At 73.8% G+C, this 14,740-nt stretch carries 17 protein-coding genes, 2 pseudogenes and 1 riboswitch; of the genes and pseudogenes, 4 read left to right on the forward strand and 15 right to left on the reverse strand.

Translation table 11 applies throughout. The features are described from left to right. Positions 1-1,293 (reverse strand): bifunctional o-acetylhomoserine/o-acetylserine sulfhydrylase, encoded by a 1,293-nt coding sequence (locus tag MVA48_RS17215; RefSeq protein WP_246981980.1) that lies wholly within the window; start codon positions 1,291-1,293, stop codon positions 1-3. A 43-nt stretch (positions 1,294-1,336) separates the two neighbouring features. Then, positions 1,337-1,452, reverse strand: a riboswitch (SAM riboswitch). A gap of 133 nt (positions 1,453-1,585) precedes the next feature. Here MVA48_RS17215 and MVA48_RS17220 point away from each other — a divergent pair. Further along, positions 1,586-2,614, forward strand: a complete 1,029-nt coding sequence (locus MVA48_RS17220) for a zinc-dependent alcohol dehydrogenase family protein (protein ID WP_246981982.1) — start codon at positions 1,586-1,588, stop codon at positions 2,612-2,614. Positions 2,615-2,617: 3 nt separating this feature from the next. On the opposite strand, the gene MVA48_RS17225 is transcribed toward MVA48_RS17220, so the two are convergent. The 5 genes and pseudogenes from MVA48_RS17225 to MVA48_RS23585 form a co-directional block, all read right to left on the reverse strand. Next, entirely contained in the window at positions 2,618-3,076 is a 459-nt protein-coding gene (locus MVA48_RS17225; RefSeq protein WP_246981984.1) for a hypothetical protein, read from the reverse strand. Continuing rightward, on the reverse strand, positions 3,073-3,969 hold the full coding sequence (locus MVA48_RS17230; RefSeq protein ID WP_246981985.1) for a mechanosensitive ion channel family protein: 897 nt from the start codon (positions 3,967-3,969) through the stop codon (positions 3,073-3,075). The genes MVA48_RS17225 and MVA48_RS17230 overlap by 4 nt, the downstream gene beginning before the upstream one ends. Before the next feature lie 72 nt (positions 3,970-4,041). After that, positions 4,042-4,521, reverse strand: a complete 480-nt coding sequence (locus tag MVA48_RS17235; protein ID WP_246989278.1) for an acyl-CoA thioesterase domain-containing protein — start codon at positions 4,519-4,521, stop codon at positions 4,042-4,044. Between the two features lie 50 nt (positions 4,522-4,571). Next, positions 4,572-4,829: pseudogene (locus MVA48_RS17240) on the reverse strand (acyl-CoA thioesterase domain-containing protein); the annotation flags it as partial. 22 nt (positions 4,830-4,851) lie between these two features. Then, positions 4,852-4,983 (reverse strand): hypothetical protein, encoded by a 132-nt coding sequence (locus MVA48_RS23585; RefSeq protein WP_256461087.1) that lies wholly within the window; start codon positions 4,981-4,983, stop codon positions 4,852-4,854. Positions 4,984-5,297: 314 nt separating this feature from the next. Between MVA48_RS23585 and MVA48_RS17245 the strand changes: the two genes are divergently transcribed. Together MVA48_RS17245 and MVA48_RS17250 are read left to right on the forward strand one after the other, a co-directional pair. Continuing rightward, positions 5,298-5,798 carry a hypothetical protein gene (locus MVA48_RS17245; protein WP_246981986.1) on the forward strand — a complete coding sequence of 167 codons (501 nt, stop codon included), beginning with the start codon at positions 5,298-5,300 and terminating at the stop codon, positions 5,796-5,798. 35 nt (positions 5,799-5,833) lie between these two features. Further along, positions 5,834-6,715, forward strand: coding sequence for an EamA family transporter (locus tag MVA48_RS17250; RefSeq protein WP_246981987.1), 882 nt, complete (start codon positions 5,834-5,836; stop codon positions 6,713-6,715). Between the two features lie 134 nt (positions 6,716-6,849). Here the strand turns inward: MVA48_RS17250 and MVA48_RS17255 are convergent, their stop codons facing one another. The 9 genes and pseudogenes from MVA48_RS17255 to MVA48_RS17295 all read right to left on the reverse strand — a co-directional run bounded on the left by MVA48_RS17255 (position 6,850) and on the right by MVA48_RS17295 (position 12,618). Next, on the reverse strand, positions 6,850-7,851 hold the full coding sequence (locus tag MVA48_RS17255; protein ID WP_246981988.1) for an ABC transporter substrate-binding protein: 1,002 nt from the start codon (positions 7,849-7,851) through the stop codon (positions 6,850-6,852). A gap of 90 nt (positions 7,852-7,941) precedes the next feature. Beyond that, positions 7,942-8,757, reverse strand: coding sequence for an ABC transporter ATP-binding protein (locus MVA48_RS17260; RefSeq protein ID WP_246981989.1), 816 nt, complete (start codon positions 8,755-8,757; stop codon positions 7,942-7,944). Beyond that, on the reverse strand, positions 8,754-9,404 hold the full coding sequence (locus tag MVA48_RS17265; RefSeq protein ID WP_246989280.1) for a FecCD family ABC transporter permease: 651 nt from the start codon (positions 9,402-9,404) through the stop codon (positions 8,754-8,756). Before MVA48_RS17265 ends, MVA48_RS17260 begins: the two co-directional genes overlap by 4 nt. A gap of 71 nt (positions 9,405-9,475) precedes the next feature. Continuing rightward, a pseudogene (locus MVA48_RS17270) lies at positions 9,476-9,769 on the reverse strand (iron chelate uptake ABC transporter family permease subunit); the annotation flags it as partial. A gap of 44 nt (positions 9,770-9,813) precedes the next feature. Then, on the reverse strand, positions 9,814-10,866 hold the full coding sequence (locus tag MVA48_RS17275) for a FecCD family ABC transporter permease (protein ID WP_246981990.1): 1,053 nt from the start codon (positions 10,864-10,866) through the stop codon (positions 9,814-9,816). Positions 10,867-10,957: 91 nt separating this feature from the next. After that, positions 10,958-11,455 (reverse strand): glutathione peroxidase, encoded by a 498-nt coding sequence (locus tag MVA48_RS17280; protein WP_246981992.1) that lies wholly within the window; start codon positions 11,453-11,455, stop codon positions 10,958-10,960. A 40-nt stretch (positions 11,456-11,495) separates the two neighbouring features. After that, the gene (locus tag MVA48_RS17285) at positions 11,496-11,873 is read right to left on the reverse strand and encodes a mycothiol-dependent nitroreductase Rv2466c family protein (protein ID WP_246981994.1); all 378 of its coding nucleotides are present in this window, start codon (positions 11,871-11,873) and stop codon (positions 11,496-11,498) included. Then, on the reverse strand, positions 11,870-12,199 hold the full coding sequence (locus MVA48_RS17290; protein ID WP_246981996.1) for a mycothiol-dependent nitroreductase Rv2466c family protein: 330 nt from the start codon (positions 12,197-12,199) through the stop codon (positions 11,870-11,872). Before MVA48_RS17290 ends, MVA48_RS17285 begins: the two co-directional genes overlap by 4 nt. A gap of 20 nt (positions 12,200-12,219) precedes the next feature. Further along, positions 12,220-12,618, reverse strand: a complete 399-nt coding sequence (locus MVA48_RS17295; protein WP_246981998.1) for a DUF2237 family protein — start codon at positions 12,616-12,618, stop codon at positions 12,220-12,222. A gap of 57 nt (positions 12,619-12,675) precedes the next feature. On the opposite strand from MVA48_RS17295, the gene MVA48_RS17300 reads away from it, so the two are divergent. Further along, positions 12,676-14,640 carry an acetoacetate--CoA ligase gene (locus MVA48_RS17300; protein ID WP_246982000.1) on the forward strand — a complete coding sequence of 655 codons (1,965 nt, stop codon included), beginning with the start codon at positions 12,676-12,678 and terminating at the stop codon, positions 14,638-14,640. Positions 14,641-14,740 lie beyond the last annotated feature (100 nt).

Raw genomic sequence — 14,740 nt, forward strand, 5'->3', positions numbered from 1 at the left:
TCAGCCGGACTTGGCCGCGCGGAACCCTGCCTCCAGGTCGGCCAGGATGTCCTCGATCCCCTCGAGGCCGATCGCCAGCCGCACCAGGCCCGGGGTGACACCGGTGGTCAGCTGCTCCTCGGGGGTCAGCTGCGAGTGCGTCGTCGAGGCCGGGTGGATCACCAGCGAGCGGACGTCGCCGATGTTGGCCACGTGGCTGAACAGCTCGAGCGCCTCGACGAACTTCTGGCCCGCCTCCCGGCCGCCGTGCAGCTCGAAGGTCAGGACGGCGCCGGCTCCCCGCGGGGCGTACTTCTGTGCCGCGGCGTGCCACCTCGACGACGGCAGGCCCGGGTAGTTCACCGAGTCGACCGCGTCGTGCGCCTCGAGCCACTCGGCGACCCGCTGGGTGTTGGCCACGTGCCGCTCCATGCGCAGCGAGAGCGTCTCGATGCCCTGGACGACGAGGAACGCGTTGAACGGCGAGATGGCCGGACCGAGGTCGCGGAGCAGTTGCACCCGGGCCTTGAGGGCGAAGGCGGGAGCGCCGAGGTCGGCGTAGACCACGCCGTGGTACGTCGGGTCGGGCGTGGTGAAGCCGGGGAACTTGCCCTGCGTCCAGTCGAAGTTCCCACCGTCGACGATCAGGCCGGCGATGACCGTGCCGTGTCCGCCCAGGTACTTCGTCGCTGAGTGCACGACGATGTCGGCGCCGAAGTCCAGCGGCCGGATGAGGTACGGGGTCGCGATGGTGTTGTCGACGATCAGCGGCACGCCGTTGCGGTGCGCCACCTCGGCGACGGTCGCGATGTCGAGGATGTCGCCCTTGGGGTTGCCGATCGACTCGCCGAAGAACGCCTTGGTGTTCTCCTGCACGAGCGACTGCCAGTTCTCCGGGTCGTCGGGGTCCTCGACGAAGGAGACGGTGATGCCGAGCTTCGGCAGCGAGTGGTGCAGCAGGTTGTAGGTGCCGCCGTAGAGCGAGGCGGAGGCGACCACGTGATCGCCGGCCTCGGCGAGGTTGAGGATGGCGAGGGTCTCCGCGGCCTGGCCGCTGGCCACCGCGAGCGCCGCGACGCCGCCCTCCAGTGACGCGACGCGCTGCTCGAGGGCGTCCTGCGTCGGGTTCATGATCCGCGTGTAGATGTTGCCCAGCTCGGCCAGCGCGAACAGGTCGGCGGCGTGCTGGCTGTCGCGGAACTGGTACGCCGTGGTCGCGTAGATGGGCAGCGCGCGGGCGCCGGTCGTTGGGTCGGGGCTGGTCCCGGCGTGGATCTGCCGGGTCTCGAAGCTCCAGCTCTGCGGATCGGTCATGCGCCAGCTCCTCTCGTCGCGGAGAACCTGCGGCGCTCGAGGAACTCCGTCCTTGCCGGGCGGCGGGCGCCGTCCGGCCGGCTCTTCCCCTGGAGCACCTCAGACGGAGTAGAGGTTGCCGGGCAGCCAGCCAGGTGCTTGTCGCTGCCTCTCGTGAGCCACCGCCGATCCTAAGGGCACCCGGTGTCCCACGTGAAACATGGGTCCCGCCCAGTGGACGCCGGCTGGTTCGGCCCGCGGGTGGCGGTGGGCACCCGTTCGGCCCGGGACGACGCCGGGCAGGCTGGCGCCCGTGCGCGCGCTGGTCTTCGAATCCTTCGGCGGTCCTCTCGAGGTGCGGGAGGTGCCCGAGCCGGATCCACGGCCCGGTGGGGTCGTCGTCCGCGTCGGCGCCAGCGGGATCTGCCGCAGCGACTGGCACGGCTGGCAGGGCCACGATCCCGACGTCGTCCTGCCGCACGTGCCCGGGCACGAGCTGGCCGGCACGGTGGCAGCGGTCGGCGACGGGGTGACCCGGTGGTCGGTGGGGGACCGGGTGACGGTCCCGTTCGTGAACGCCTGCGGCCGGTGCGCGCAGTGCGCGACCGGCGACCACCAGGTGTGCGCGCGGCAGACGCAGCCGGGCTTCACGCACTGGGGCTCGCTGGCCGAACTCGTCGCCCTCGACGCCGCCGACGTCAACCTCGTCGCCGTCGCGGCGGAGCTCGACCTCGCCACCGCGGCCGCGCTCGGTTGCCGGTACGCCACGGCCTTCCGGGCCGTCGCCCAGGTCGGGCGGGTGCGGACCGGCGAGTGGGTGGCGGTGCACGGCTGTGGCGGCGTGGGGCTCTCCGCCGTCCAGATCGCCGTGGCCGCGGGCGCCCGGGTGGTCGCCGTCGACGTGTCGCCGGCGGCGCTGGATCTGGCCGGGGAGCTCGGCGCCGAGCACCTCGTGGCCGGGGACGGCGACGTTCCGGCCGCCGTCGCCGAGCTCACCGGCGGCGGTGCGCACCTCTCGCTGGACGCCCTCGGGGCCCCGGCCACGTGCGGCAACTCCGTCCGGAGCCTGCGCCCCCGCGGCCGGCACGTGCAGGTCGGCCTGCTCCCGCCGTCGGTCGGCCGGCCGCAGCTGCCCATGGAGCGGGTGATCGCGCTCGAGCTCGAGGTCCTGGGCAGCCATGGCATGGCCGCGCACGCCTATCCCGAGCTGCTGGGCCTGATCGCGGCCGGCCGGCTGGACCCGCGTCGCCTCGTGACGCGGGAACTTGGCCTCGACGAGGCCGGCGCCGCGCTGGCCGAGGTGGGCCGGCAGCCAGGCATCGCCGTCGTCACGTCGTTCTGAGGCTCATCCTGGCGGGCTGACCGTCGTCGGCATCGTCCCCGGGCCCGGAGGTGCGGTCTCCGTCGGCGCCGTGGTCCCGGTGGGCGCGTCCGGCGTCGTGGTCGTGGGCGGCTCGCCCGGCGTCGTCGTCGGAAAGTCCTCGGTCGTCGTCGGGGTCTGCGTGGTGGTGCCCGGCTCGTCGGTCGCCGGCGGGGTCGTCGTCGCGGGGGCCGCCGGCGTCGTGGTCGACGCCGGCTGCTGGTTCGAGGTCTCGGCGGTCGGTCCTCGTCCCGTGGGGGTGGGCCGGATCTCCAGGTAGAGCAGGCCGAGGCCGACGAAGAGCACGGCCAGGACCACCGTCGAGGTGCGGGCGCGGCCCAGGTGGGCCGGCAGCTTCGACCACCGCGACCGAGCCGGCGCGGTGCTGACCGTGGGGGCGACCTCGGGCTGCTGCTCGGGACGCCCGTCCTGCGGGGCGGTCATCGCTCCCCCTCCCGGGCCAGCTGGACGTCGCCGGCCGGGGCCTCGACCGTGGTGGGAGGAGGCACGCTCATGCCCTGGTCGCGGAACGCCAGGACGACGCGGGCGCGCAGGTCACGGCCCACCTCGAACTGCTTGCCCGGCAACGTCCGCGCGACCATGCGCACGTTGACCTGGTCGAGGTCGAGGCTCTCGACGCCCATGACGCTGGGCGGGTCGAGGAGCAGCGGCCGCAGTCCGGGGTCGCGGAAGGCCTCCCGTCCCACCTCGCGGAGGACCTCGTTGACCCGGTTGACGTCGACGCTGGTCGGCACCGGGACGTCGACGACGGCGCGCGCCCAGTCGCGGGACAGGTTGACCACCTTGGCGATCGCCCCGTTGGGGATCGTGATGACCTCGCCGTTCGACGAGCGCATCCGGGTGACGCGGAGCGTGACGTCCTCGATGGTGCCGGTCGCCGGCTCCCCCGCCCCCGTCACGCTGATCGCGACGACGTCGCCGAAGCCGTACTGCCGTTCGGTGATGATGAAGAAGCCGGCCAGGACGTCTCCGACGATCCGCTGCGCGCCGAAGCCCAGTCCGACGCCGAGGGCGGCCGTCGGGGCCACCAGCCCGGTGATCGGCACCCCGAGCCGGTCCAGCACGAAGAAGCTCGCGACCGACCAGATCAGCACGATCGCCGCCCAGCTCAGCACCTGGATCAGGGAGTGACGGTGCTTCGCCGCCTCCGAGCGAACGAGGGCGTCGCCGCCGGTGGCCTGGCTGTCGATCCGGTCGGTGATCTTCGACGCCACCCACGAGACGAACCGGGCGAGCAAGACCGCTCCGATGACGATGAGGACGACTTCCAGGCCGCGTCCCGACAGCCAGTCCCGCAGCTCGATCAGCGCGTCCATGCATCTCCAGAGGATCGGGAAGTCATCGTCTCCACCTTCGTCGTCCGAGCGGGCATCCGCCAGGCGCAGCGGTCAGCGGGGCTCCACGAACAGCGACTGGGCCGACCGGCCGACGGCGCCCTCGCCGTCGAACAGGACGGCGGTGCACTGCGCCGCGCCCGTGCCGCCGAGGACCGTGCGCGCGTCCATGCCCAGCCAGTCGCCCCGGGGCGGGCGCTGCAGCGAGACGAGCAGGTCGACGTTGGCGAAGGTGGCGCGGCTCCAGTCCAGCGCGGCCGAGATGCCGCTGGCCGCGTCGGTCATCACCAGCAGGTGCTGCAGCGGCGTCATGGGCTCGCCGGCCACGAGCTGGCACCGCGGTCGCGTCCAGGCCGACGCCGGGCCGGGGGAATTGAAGCTGCCGGTGGCGAACCGCCACTCCAGGGCCCGGTGGTAGGCGACCTCCTCGGTGAAGAAGGCGGCGTCCTCGGGCCGGCTCTGCTCCGGGCGGCGGCTGCCGGGTGCGGCAGGTCGGTCGTGGCGGACCCGTCCGTCCGGGTCCGCATTCGCCAGGCCGACAGCCGCATGAGCGGCCGGTCCTCGGCGCCGGTCAGGACGGCCTCCACCAGCTCGATCCGGCGGCCCGGGCGCACCACCGCCGTCCGGACGGCGACCGGTCCGACCGGCACCGGCGCGAAGATGTCGTAGGCCATGCGCACCGTCTGACCGCCCTCGACGCCGCCGGCCGCCTCCGCCGCGCGCAGCAGCAGCGCGGCCGGGGGCCCGGCGTGCTGCAGGCCCGGGTCCCAGGGGCCGATGGTCAGCGCGGTCGCCACATAGCCGTCGTCCGTCGGCTCGTACAGCGCGGTCGGGAGCTCCATGCCCCCGAGTCTCTCGGTCCGGTCAGGAGCCGGAGCGCCGGGCCTCCCACACCGCCGCGGCCGTCCAGGCCGCCGCCGCCACCGCGACGAGGGTCCACAGCCACCGCAGCTCCGCGTCGGTCGACAGCAGGAGCAGGACGGCGACCACGAGCACCGCGCCGCCAACGGAACCGTGGTGAGCAGGGTGCGCAGGGTGTCCGGGCCCGGGATCACGACGAAGACGATCGCCGCCACGACGAGCAGGAACGCGCAGAGCGCCGCCAGGAACGCCGACGTCAGGCCGTACTGGTCGGGCAGGACGACGGCGGCGAGACCGAAGCCCACGACACCGAGGCCCAGGCCGGTCATGGTCCGCCGCCGCCGGTCCGACCACGCCGGGCGGGGTTCCATGTGCCCAGTGTGCCCGCGGCGCAGGTGGGGCCTGCACTCTCGCTTGACCTGAGCCCCGCGCACGGGCAGCGTGCCGCCATGCTCGAGGTGTTCACCGCAGCGGCTCCGCGACCCGAGCTGGCCGAAAGGCTCGGGATCTTCGCGCCGCTGATCGGCAGCTGGGATCTCCGGGTCGAGGACGTCGCGCCGGACGGCGCGGTCGAGGTGAGCGACGGCGAGTGGCACTTCGGCTGGGCACTGGACGGACGGGCGCTCGCCGACGTCTGGCTCAGCCCCTCGCGCGCCGCCCGGGCCGCCGGTGAGCGCGACGGCGAGTGGGGGCTGAGCCTGCGCTTCTGGGACGAGCAGCTGGGGGCCTACCGGTCCACGTGGCACGGCCCGCTGCGGGGCTGGGTCATCCCGTTCTCCGCCCGGCCCGCCCACGGCGGCCTGGAGCTCGCCGGGGAGCGCGATGGTGTCCGGCTCCGGTGGATCTTCTCGGACGTCACGCCGACGTCGTTCCGATGGCGGGCGGAGGAGGCCGAGCCGGGTGCGGAGTTCCGGGTCCGCCAGCGGTTCAGCGCCACACGCGGCCAGTAGGGGGCAAGGCGACCGACGGGGACTACATTGCCCGGGTGCCCCGCGTCGCCCGCCCCCCGATCGGCTACGCGCTGACGCTGGCCGCCGCCGCGTTCTTCGCGGTCAACGGCACCGTCTCCACGCTGGCCCTGCAGGCCGGCATCGCGCCGACGCGGCTGACCGCGCTGCGCTGCACCGGCGCCGCGCTGGGCCTGCTGCTGGTGCTGGCCGTCATCGCGCCCGGGCGGCTGCGGATCACCTGGCGGGAGGTGCCGTCCCTCGCCGTCTTCGGCGTGGTCGGCGTCGCGCTCACCCAGTTCCTCTACTACGTGGCGATCGGCCGGATGCCGGTCGGGATCGCGCTGGTCTTCGAGATGACCGCGCCGGTCTTCATCGCCTTGTACGTGTGGCTGGTGCGCCGCGAGGAGGTGCGCAGCCGGCTCTGGCTCGCCCTCCTGCTCTCGCTGTCGGGGCTGGTGCTGGTCGCCGAGGTCTGGCAGGACGGCGGTTCGCTCGACCTGGTCGGCGTGCTCGCCGCGCTCGTGGCGGCGGTGTGCCTGGCGACCTACTACCTGATGGGTGAGCGGGCGACGGTGACCCGCGACCCGGTGACGCTCACCTGCTGGAGCTTCGTCGCCGCTGCCGCCTTCTGGGCCGTTGCCGCGCCCTGGTGGCAGTTCGACACCGGGCAGCTGGGCGAGCGGGTGCCGATCTCCGTCGGCTCGGTGGAGCTGCCGCTCTGGCTGCTCGTCGCGTGGATCGTCGTCCTCGGGGCGATGGTGCCCTTCTGGCTGTCGATCGCCGCGTTGCGTCACCTGCCGCCGACCACCGCGGGGCTGGTCGCGACGATCGAGCCGGTGTTCGCGTCGGTCGTGGCGTGGCTGTGGCTCGAGCAGGTGCTCTCGGCCTGGCAGGTGGCGGCGGCGCCGTCGTCCTGACGGGGATCGTCCTGGCCCAGACGGCCCGGACCGCACCGGCGCCGACGCCCCTGCCCGAGACCCCGGCCGCCCTCTCGAGCTGAGTGGAGTGGGAGGGGCGCACTTTCCGCGCCCTCCCACTCCACTACGGGCGCTCAGCTGACCTTCTGGGCTTCGCCGAGGTAGCCGGCCAGCTCCTCCATGTAGGCCGCCTGGGCGACGTAGTCGGGCCCGATGTACTTCCAGGGGTACAGCTGGCCGGCTTCCACGGCCGGGAGCAGCGCGGCCGTCGGCTGGGCGGCGATCTCCTCCGGCGTCATGCTGAACCGCAGCGAGTAGAGCAGGACGTCGCTCGGGTGGTTCGGGACCTCCTCCCAGCCGACGGAGTGCCAGAAGTAGCCGTCACCGCCCGGGTCGACGAAGGTCACGCCGAGGTCCTGGTACAGCTTCAGCTGCGGGTCGTCGGCGGCCTTGGCCATCCACCAGCCGTCGGCCTGGGTGGCGAACACCGGCAGCACGCTGACGCCGCTCTCGGCGGCCGCGGCCAGCTCCTCGGACGCCGCCTCGAAGTCCGCCCGGGCCTCGGCGACCTCGCCGTCCTCGGTGTCGACCCCGAGCGAGGCGGCCAGGTCGACCACCCGCTCGATGACGTCGGCGGCCGAACCCCGATAGGCGATGGTGACGATCGGCGCGATCTCGGCGACCTGCTCCTGCTGCGCCAGGTCGTTGAAGCCGTAGCCCGCGGCGTCCTCGGCGATCTCCCCCGACGAGTCGGCGGGGTAGATCGTCGTGACGATCAGGTCGGGCGCTGCGGCGGCGAGCGCCTCGAGGTCGATCTCGCCGTACGCCGAGCCGACGATCGCGACGTCCGAGAGGTCCCTGCCCTCGAAGGCGACGTCGTCCTCGGCCGAGGTCTGGCCGAAGGTCGCCACCGGCTCGATCCCGTAGTTCCAGAGGGAGGCGGTCAGGTCGTTGAGCCCGGCGATGCGCGTGGGCACCTCGTCCAGCTCGACGGTGATGCCCAGGTCGTCGGTGAACTCCCAGCCCGTGTCGGCGGCGGTCTCGGTGGCGGTGTCGTCCGTGGCGCAGGCGCTGACCCCGACGGTCAGGCCCACGGCCAGGAGGCCGCCGAGCAGGCGGCGAGCGGTGCGGTGCAACGGAACTCCCTCGGGTCAGGGATGCATGATCATCCCGATCGGAGGAAGGTTAGCCTGCCCTAAGTTTGCCTCGGAAGGGGGCTCGCGCGCTCAGCGCAACCGGCGGACCGGCACCACCATCGGGGTGCCGGTGACCGGGTCGGCGAGCACCCGCGCCTCCAGGTCGAAGACGTCGGCCAGCAGGCGTTCGGTGAGCACCTCGTCGGGCGTCCCGGACGCGACGAGGGCGCCCTCCTTCATGGCCACCAGTCGCTGCGCGTAGCGGGCGGCCAGGTTGAGGTCGTGCAGCACCACGACGACGGTGCGGCCGCGCTCGGCGTGCAGCCGGCCGACCAGCTCCAGGACGTCGATCTGGTGCGAGAGGTCGAGGTAGGTCGTCGGCTCGTCGAGCAGCAGCAGGTCGGTGCCCTGGGCGAGCGCCATGGAGATCCAGGCCCGCTGGCGCTGGCCACCCGAGAGCTCGTCGACGGGGCGCTCGGAGAGCTCGGCCATGTCGGTCCACGCCAGCGCCTCGGCGACCACCGATTCGTCGTCCCGGGACCACTGGCGCAGCCAGGTCTGGTGGGGATGCCGGCCGCGGGCGACCAGGTCGGCGACCGTGAGACCCTCGGGGGCGATCGGGGACTGCGGCAGCAGCCCGAGGACGCGGGCGACCTCGCGGGTGGGGGTGCGGGCGATGGCCCGCCCGTCCAACAGCACCTGGCCGCTGGTCGGCCGCAGCAGCCGGCCCAGCGCCCGCAGCAGCGTGGACTTGCCGCAGCCGTTCGGCCCGACGATGGCGGTGAACGAGCCCTCGGTCAGCTGCAGGTCGAGGTCGCGGACGACGGTGCGCTCGTCGTAGGCGAGGCTGATCCTCTCGGCGGCGAGACGGACCGGTCCCGTCGGGCGCTTGAGCAGTTGGGTCATACGGTCGATCCCCGCCTTCCGCGGACCAGGAGCCAGAGCAGGTAGGGCGCGCCGATGACGGCGGTCAGGATGCCGACCGGCAGCGCCTCGGGCAGGACGGTGCGCGTGACCAAATCCGCGCCGACGACGAGGACGGCGCCGAGCAGGCCGGAGGCGAGCAGCGGGGGCCGCGGGCCCCCGGTGAGCCGGACGGCGATCTGCGGCACGACCAGCGCGACGAAGGTGACCGGTCCGGCAGCGGAGACGGCGAAGGCGATGCAGCCCACGGCGACCAGCACGGTGGCCGCCTGCGCCGGCTGCAGCCGGACGCCCAGCCCGCGGGCGGTGTCGTCGCCGAACTGCAGGACGGCCAGCACCCGGCTCAGCGCCAGTGCCACTGGCAGCAGCACCGCCAGCGCGATGGCCAGGGGCGCGGCGTGGTCCCAGGTCCGCGCGTTGAGCGAGCCGGTGATCCAGACGTAGGCCGACGCGGCGTCGTGGATCTCCGCGTTGGTGAGCAGCCAGTCGGTGAGCGCGGTGCCGATGGACCACAGCGCGATGCCGACGAGCACCAGCCGGTAGCCGTCGATGCCGGCCCGCCACGTGAGCAGGAACAGCAGCAGTCCGGTGCCCAGGGCGCCGAGCAGCGCCGCGAGCGGGATGCCCAGTCCGGCGAGGCTGCCGCCGCCCCCAGCACGATCGCCGCGACCGCACCGACCGAGGCGCCCATGGTGATGCCGAGGGTGTCGGGGGAGGCCAGCGGGTTGCGGGCGAAGGTCTGGAACAGTGCGCCGGCGACGCCGAGCGCCAGCCCGACGAGGACGCCGACGACCACCCTGGGGGCGCGGAGTTCGAGCACGATGAAGTTCTGCGGCCCCTCGCCGAGGCCGACCACGGTGCGCAGCACGTCGGGGATGCCGATCGGGAAGTCGCCGCGGCCGAGACTCACGGCCGACAGCAGCACCAGCGCGACGCACGCCGCCACCGGCACGGCGAAGTGCCGCCGGCGCAGGGTGCCGGAGACCGGCCCCATCCGGACGACGGTGTGCGGACGCCGCACCGTCGTCGGGGTCGCGGTCACAGCGCGACCGTCTTCCGGCGGCGGACCAGTGCGATGAAGAACGGCGCACCGACCAGCGCGAGCACGATGCCGACCTGCAGTTCGGCGGGCCGGGCGACGACCCGCCCGAGCACGTCGGCGGTGAGCAGCAGGGCGGCGCCGCCCAGGGCGGAGCAGGGGACGAGCCAGCGGTGGTCCGGCCCGGTGAGCGCGCGCACGGCATGCGGGACGACGAGGCCGACGAAGGCGATCGGCCCGCACGCGGCTGTGGCGGCGCCGCACAGGAGCGTGATCGCCGTGAGGCCGACCAGCCGGGCCAGCCAGATCCGCTGGCCGAGCCCGCGGGCGACGTCCTCGCCGAGGCCGAGCAGGTTCAGGGCGGGGGAGTTGGCCAGGGCGAGGACGAGACCCACTGCGACGAACGGTGCGACCTGCCACGCGACGTCGTCGTTGCGGCCGGCGAGCGAGCCGACGACCCAGAACCGGAAGGAGTCCAGCGTCTGCTGGTCGCTGACGAGCACCGCCCGGACCAGGGCGTACATCAGCGCCGACAGCGCCGCCCCGGCCAGCGCGAGGGTGACCGGCGTGGCCCCACCGCGGCCGGCCGAGCCGATGGCGTAGACGAGCACGGTGCCGGCCAGCGCCCCGAGGAAGGCGAACCAGACGTAGCCGGCCGGCGTGGTGATGCCGAGCAGGGCGATGGAGAGGACGACGGCGAGGCTGGCGCCCGCGGTGACGCCGAGCAGGCCCGGGTCGCCGAGCGGGTTGCGGGTGTGGCCCTGCATGAGCGCGCCGGAGACGCCGAGGGCCAGACCGACGAGCAGACCGAGCGCCGTGCGCGGCACCCGGAGCTGCCGCACGATGACGGCCTCCTCGCTCGCCGGATCGCCCTCCAGCAGGGCGCGCCAGACCTCGCCGAGCCCGATGGACCGGGTGCCGACGGCGATGCTGGCCAGGCAGGCGACGGCCACCAGGGCGAGGAGGAGCAGCAGCACGCCGAGTCGGCGGGTGCCGGCCCCGCCGCCCCGCCCGGTAAGGGTCGCCGGACCGCGCACATCGGTGGCGGTCACGGGCGGCTCCGAGCGGACAGGGCAGGAAAGGAAGGCTTACCTTACCTGCGGCATCGGAGTGGAGTGCCAGGGCGCGGATAGTGCGCCCCTGCTACTCCGGTCGGAGCAGGGATTCGATCGCCGTGCGGATCTCCGGCGCGTCCGGCAGCGTCCGGGGGCGGAACCGGCCGACGACCTCGCCGGACGGGCTCACCAGGAATTTCTCGAAGTTCCACTGCACGTCGCCGGCCTTGCCCTCGGCATCGGGGGCGGCGGTGAGCCGCTGGTACAGCGGGTGGGCGCCCGGCCCGTTCACCTCGAGCTTCCCCGTCATGGGGAAGGTGACGCCGTAGGTCGCGGAGCAGAACTCGGCGATCTCCTCGGCCGTTCCCGGCTCCTGGCCCAGGAACTGGTTGCACGGCACGCCCAGGACCGTGAAGCCGCGCGGTGCGTACTCCTCGTGCAGCGCCTCGAGCGCGCCGTACTGGGGCGTCAAACCGCACCGGCTGGCCACGTTCACCACCAGCGCGGCCGAGCCGCCGGTCAGCTCGCGCACGGTCGTCGGCGCGCCCTGCAGCGTGGTGACGGGGACGTCGAGGAGATCGCTCATGCGGGCGGCAGCGCCCTGGGCCCGCCGTTCATTCCGGCGCTCAGCGCTTCAGCCGCCGGCTGCCGCCGTGCCAGTCCTCCTGGATGCCGACCTCGCCCGGTGCCACGCCCGCCGACGCCAGCTGCGGCCGCTCCCGCAGGCTGCGCTTGAGCTCGGCGAAGCCGGGGAAGCGGGCGAGGGCGACGACGTGGTCCCACAGCTCGAGCGCTTCGGCGGGATCGGGCAGCCGGCTGATCACCGGGCCGAAGAAGGCCGGCCCGTCCGGCGGGGCGAAGTGCAGGATCGGTGTCCCCACGTCCTTGCCGGTCGCCGCCAGCGCCTCGTCGGTCTCGGCGCGGACCACCTGGTCCCACGACCGGTCGTCCAGCGCGCCGGCGAGCTCTGCCGGCAGCCCGGACTCCGCGAGCGCATCCGTCACCAGCTCGCGGACGCCGTGGGGCCGGCAGGCTCCTCGTGCTCGTGGAGGCGGCTGCCCAGCGCCTGGTACAGGGGACCGACGGCGCCGGGGCCGTGCTCGTCCCGGGCCCGGGCGGCCACGCGCAGCAGGTGCAGGCCGGCGGTGTGGCCGGCCTCGTAGTCCGGCGGGAACTGCGCCGCGTAGTCCACATGCGCGTTGAGCAGCCGGAGGGAGACCAGGCGCCACTCCACGCGGTAGGACCGCTGGGCGGCGACCGTGCGCACCCATTGCGACGTGAGCCACGCGAACGGGCAGACGGGATCGAAGTAGAAGCGCAAGTCGGCCACGTGCACGACGCTAGGCGCCCTCAGCCCAGGTCGCCGATGTCGTCGGGCACGTCGACGGCGTGCTGACGCAGCGCCTCGATCGGCACGATCTCCAGCGCTGCCTGGTTCGTCGAGGCGAGGACGACGCCCGCCGCGGCACCGGCCTGGTAGGCCTGCAGCCACCGGACGGCCACCACGCACCACCGGTCGCCGGGCCGCAGGCCCGGGAATCCGTACTCGGGCCGCGGGGTCGTGAGGTCGTTGCCCAGTCGGCGCTGCATCTGCAGGAACTCGGTGGAGACCACGGCGCAGACGGTGTGCGACCCGAGGTCCTCCGGGCCGGTGCTGCAGCAGCCGTCCCGGTAGAAGCCGGTGAGGGGCTCGGTCCCGCACGGCTCGAGCGGGCCGCCCAGCACGTTGCGTTCGGGTTCGGGCTGCACGGGTGCTCCTGGAGTCGGGCGTGGTCCGCGTCCGGACAGGATGGCATGGTGCGGGTCGTGAGCGAGCCCGAACTCTGGCGCCCCACCGCGGAGAGCATGCACGCCACCCGCATCGCCGCCTTCGCCCGGTGGGTGGCCGAGCGGCGCGGTCGGGAGTTCGGGGAGCCGGCCGACTACGACCGTCTCTGGCGATGGTCGGTGGAGCACCTGGACCAGTTCTGGGGCGACCTCGCCGAGTGGACCGGCGTCCTCCCCGGCGTCCCCGACGACCGGGTGCTGACCTCCCGGGAGATGCCCGGCGCCGTCTGGTTCCCGGGGACGACGGTCAACTACGCCGAGCAGGCGCTGCGCCACGCCTCCGACCACCCGGCGCTGGTGGTCGCGACCGAGGACGCCGCGCCCGTCGAGGTCTCCTGGGCCGCGCTGCGCGCGCAGGTCGGGGCCTTCGCCGCCACCCTGCGCCGGCTCGGCGTGCAGCCGGGGGACCGGGTGGCCGGCTACCTCCCGAACGTGCCCGAAGCCGTGGTCGCCTTCCTCGGCGCGGCGTCGATCGGCGCGGTCTGGTCCTCGTGCGCGCCCGACTTCGGCACCCGTGCCGTGCTCGACCGGTTCGCCCAGATCGAGCCGACGGTGCTGGTCGCGGTCGACGGCTACCGGTTCGGCGGGAAGAACCACGACCGCCGGGACGTCGTCGCGCAGCTGCGGGAGGCGATGCCCAGCGTGCGGACGACGGTCGCCGTGCCGCGGCTCTTCCCGGACGAGCTGCCGGACGGCGCACTGCCGTGGGCCGAGGCGGTCGCCGACGAGCAGGAGCCGGAGTTCGCCGCGCCGCCCTTCGACCACCCGCTGTGGATCGTCTACTCGTCGGGCACGACCGGTCTGCCCAAGGGGATCGTGCACGGGCACGGTGGCGTCGTCCTCGAGCAGCGCAAGCAGATCGAGCTGCACCTGGACGTCGGCGTCGGCGACCGGCTGTTCTGGTACGCCTCGACCGCCTGGATCATGTGGAACATCTCGACGTCGGCGCTGCTCACCGGCGCGACGGTGCTGGTCTACGACGGCGCGCCCAACCACCCCTCGCTCGACGCGCAGTTCGCCCTCGCCGAGCGGACCGGCATCACCTACCTCGGCACCAGCGCCGGCTACCTGACCGCCTGCGAGAAGGCGGGGCTGCGGCCGGGGGAGAACTACGACCTGTCGGCGGTCCGGGGCATCGGCTCCACCGGGTCACCCCTGCCCGCGGCGGCCTTCCGCTGGGTCTACGAGGCGGTCAAGTCCGACGTCCTGCTCGGGTCGCTGTCGGGCGGCACCGACGTCGCGACCGGCTTCATCGGCTCGAGCCCGTTGCTGCCCGTCGTGGCGGGCGAGCTGCAGCGGCCGATGCTCGCCGTCGCGGCGGCCTCCTGGAACGAGGACGGCGAACCCGTCGTCGGCGAGCTCGGCGAGCTCGTGGTGACCGAGCCGATGCCCTCCATGCCGCTGTACTTCTGGAACGACCCGGGGAACGCTCGCTACCGCGAGGCGTACTTCGAGCCGTGGCCCGGCGTGTGGCGGCACGGGGACTGGCTGGAGGTCACCGAGCGCGGCACCTGCCTGATCACCGGCCGGTCGGACTCGACGCTCAACCGCGGCGGCGTGCGCATGGGCACCGCCGACATCTACGCCGTGGTGGAGTCGGTCCCGGAGGTCGTCGACTGCGTCGTCCTCGGGGTGGAACAGCGCGACGGTGGCTACTGGATGCCCCTGTTCGTGCAGCTGGCGCCGGGGGCGGAGCTGACCGAGGAGCTGGTGGGGCGGCTGGAGTCCGCGATCCGCGAGCAGGCGTCACCCCGGCACGTGCCCGACGAGATCATCGCCGTCCCCGGGGTGCCGCACACGCGCACCGGGAAGCGGCTGGAGGTGCCGCTCAAGCGGCTGTTCCAGGGGGCCGACCCAGCGAGGGCGGTCAACCGCGGCGCGGTGGACGACGCGGCGTTGCTGGACCACTACGTGGCGCTGGCGAGGGAGCGCACCAGCTCCTGACCCCGCTTTTGTACCGAAGGCGCGGGTCGGTGGTCTCCATCACCTTCAGGGATGACGGCGGCATGCGGCGGGCATGGTCAGCGGCCAAGGTGTACGGAAT

Origin of the sequence: Blastococcus sp. PRF04-17 (genome assembly GCF_023016265.1) — a bacterium.
Taxonomy (GTDB): Bacteria; Actinomycetota; Actinomycetes; order Mycobacteriales; family Geodermatophilaceae; genus Blastococcus_B.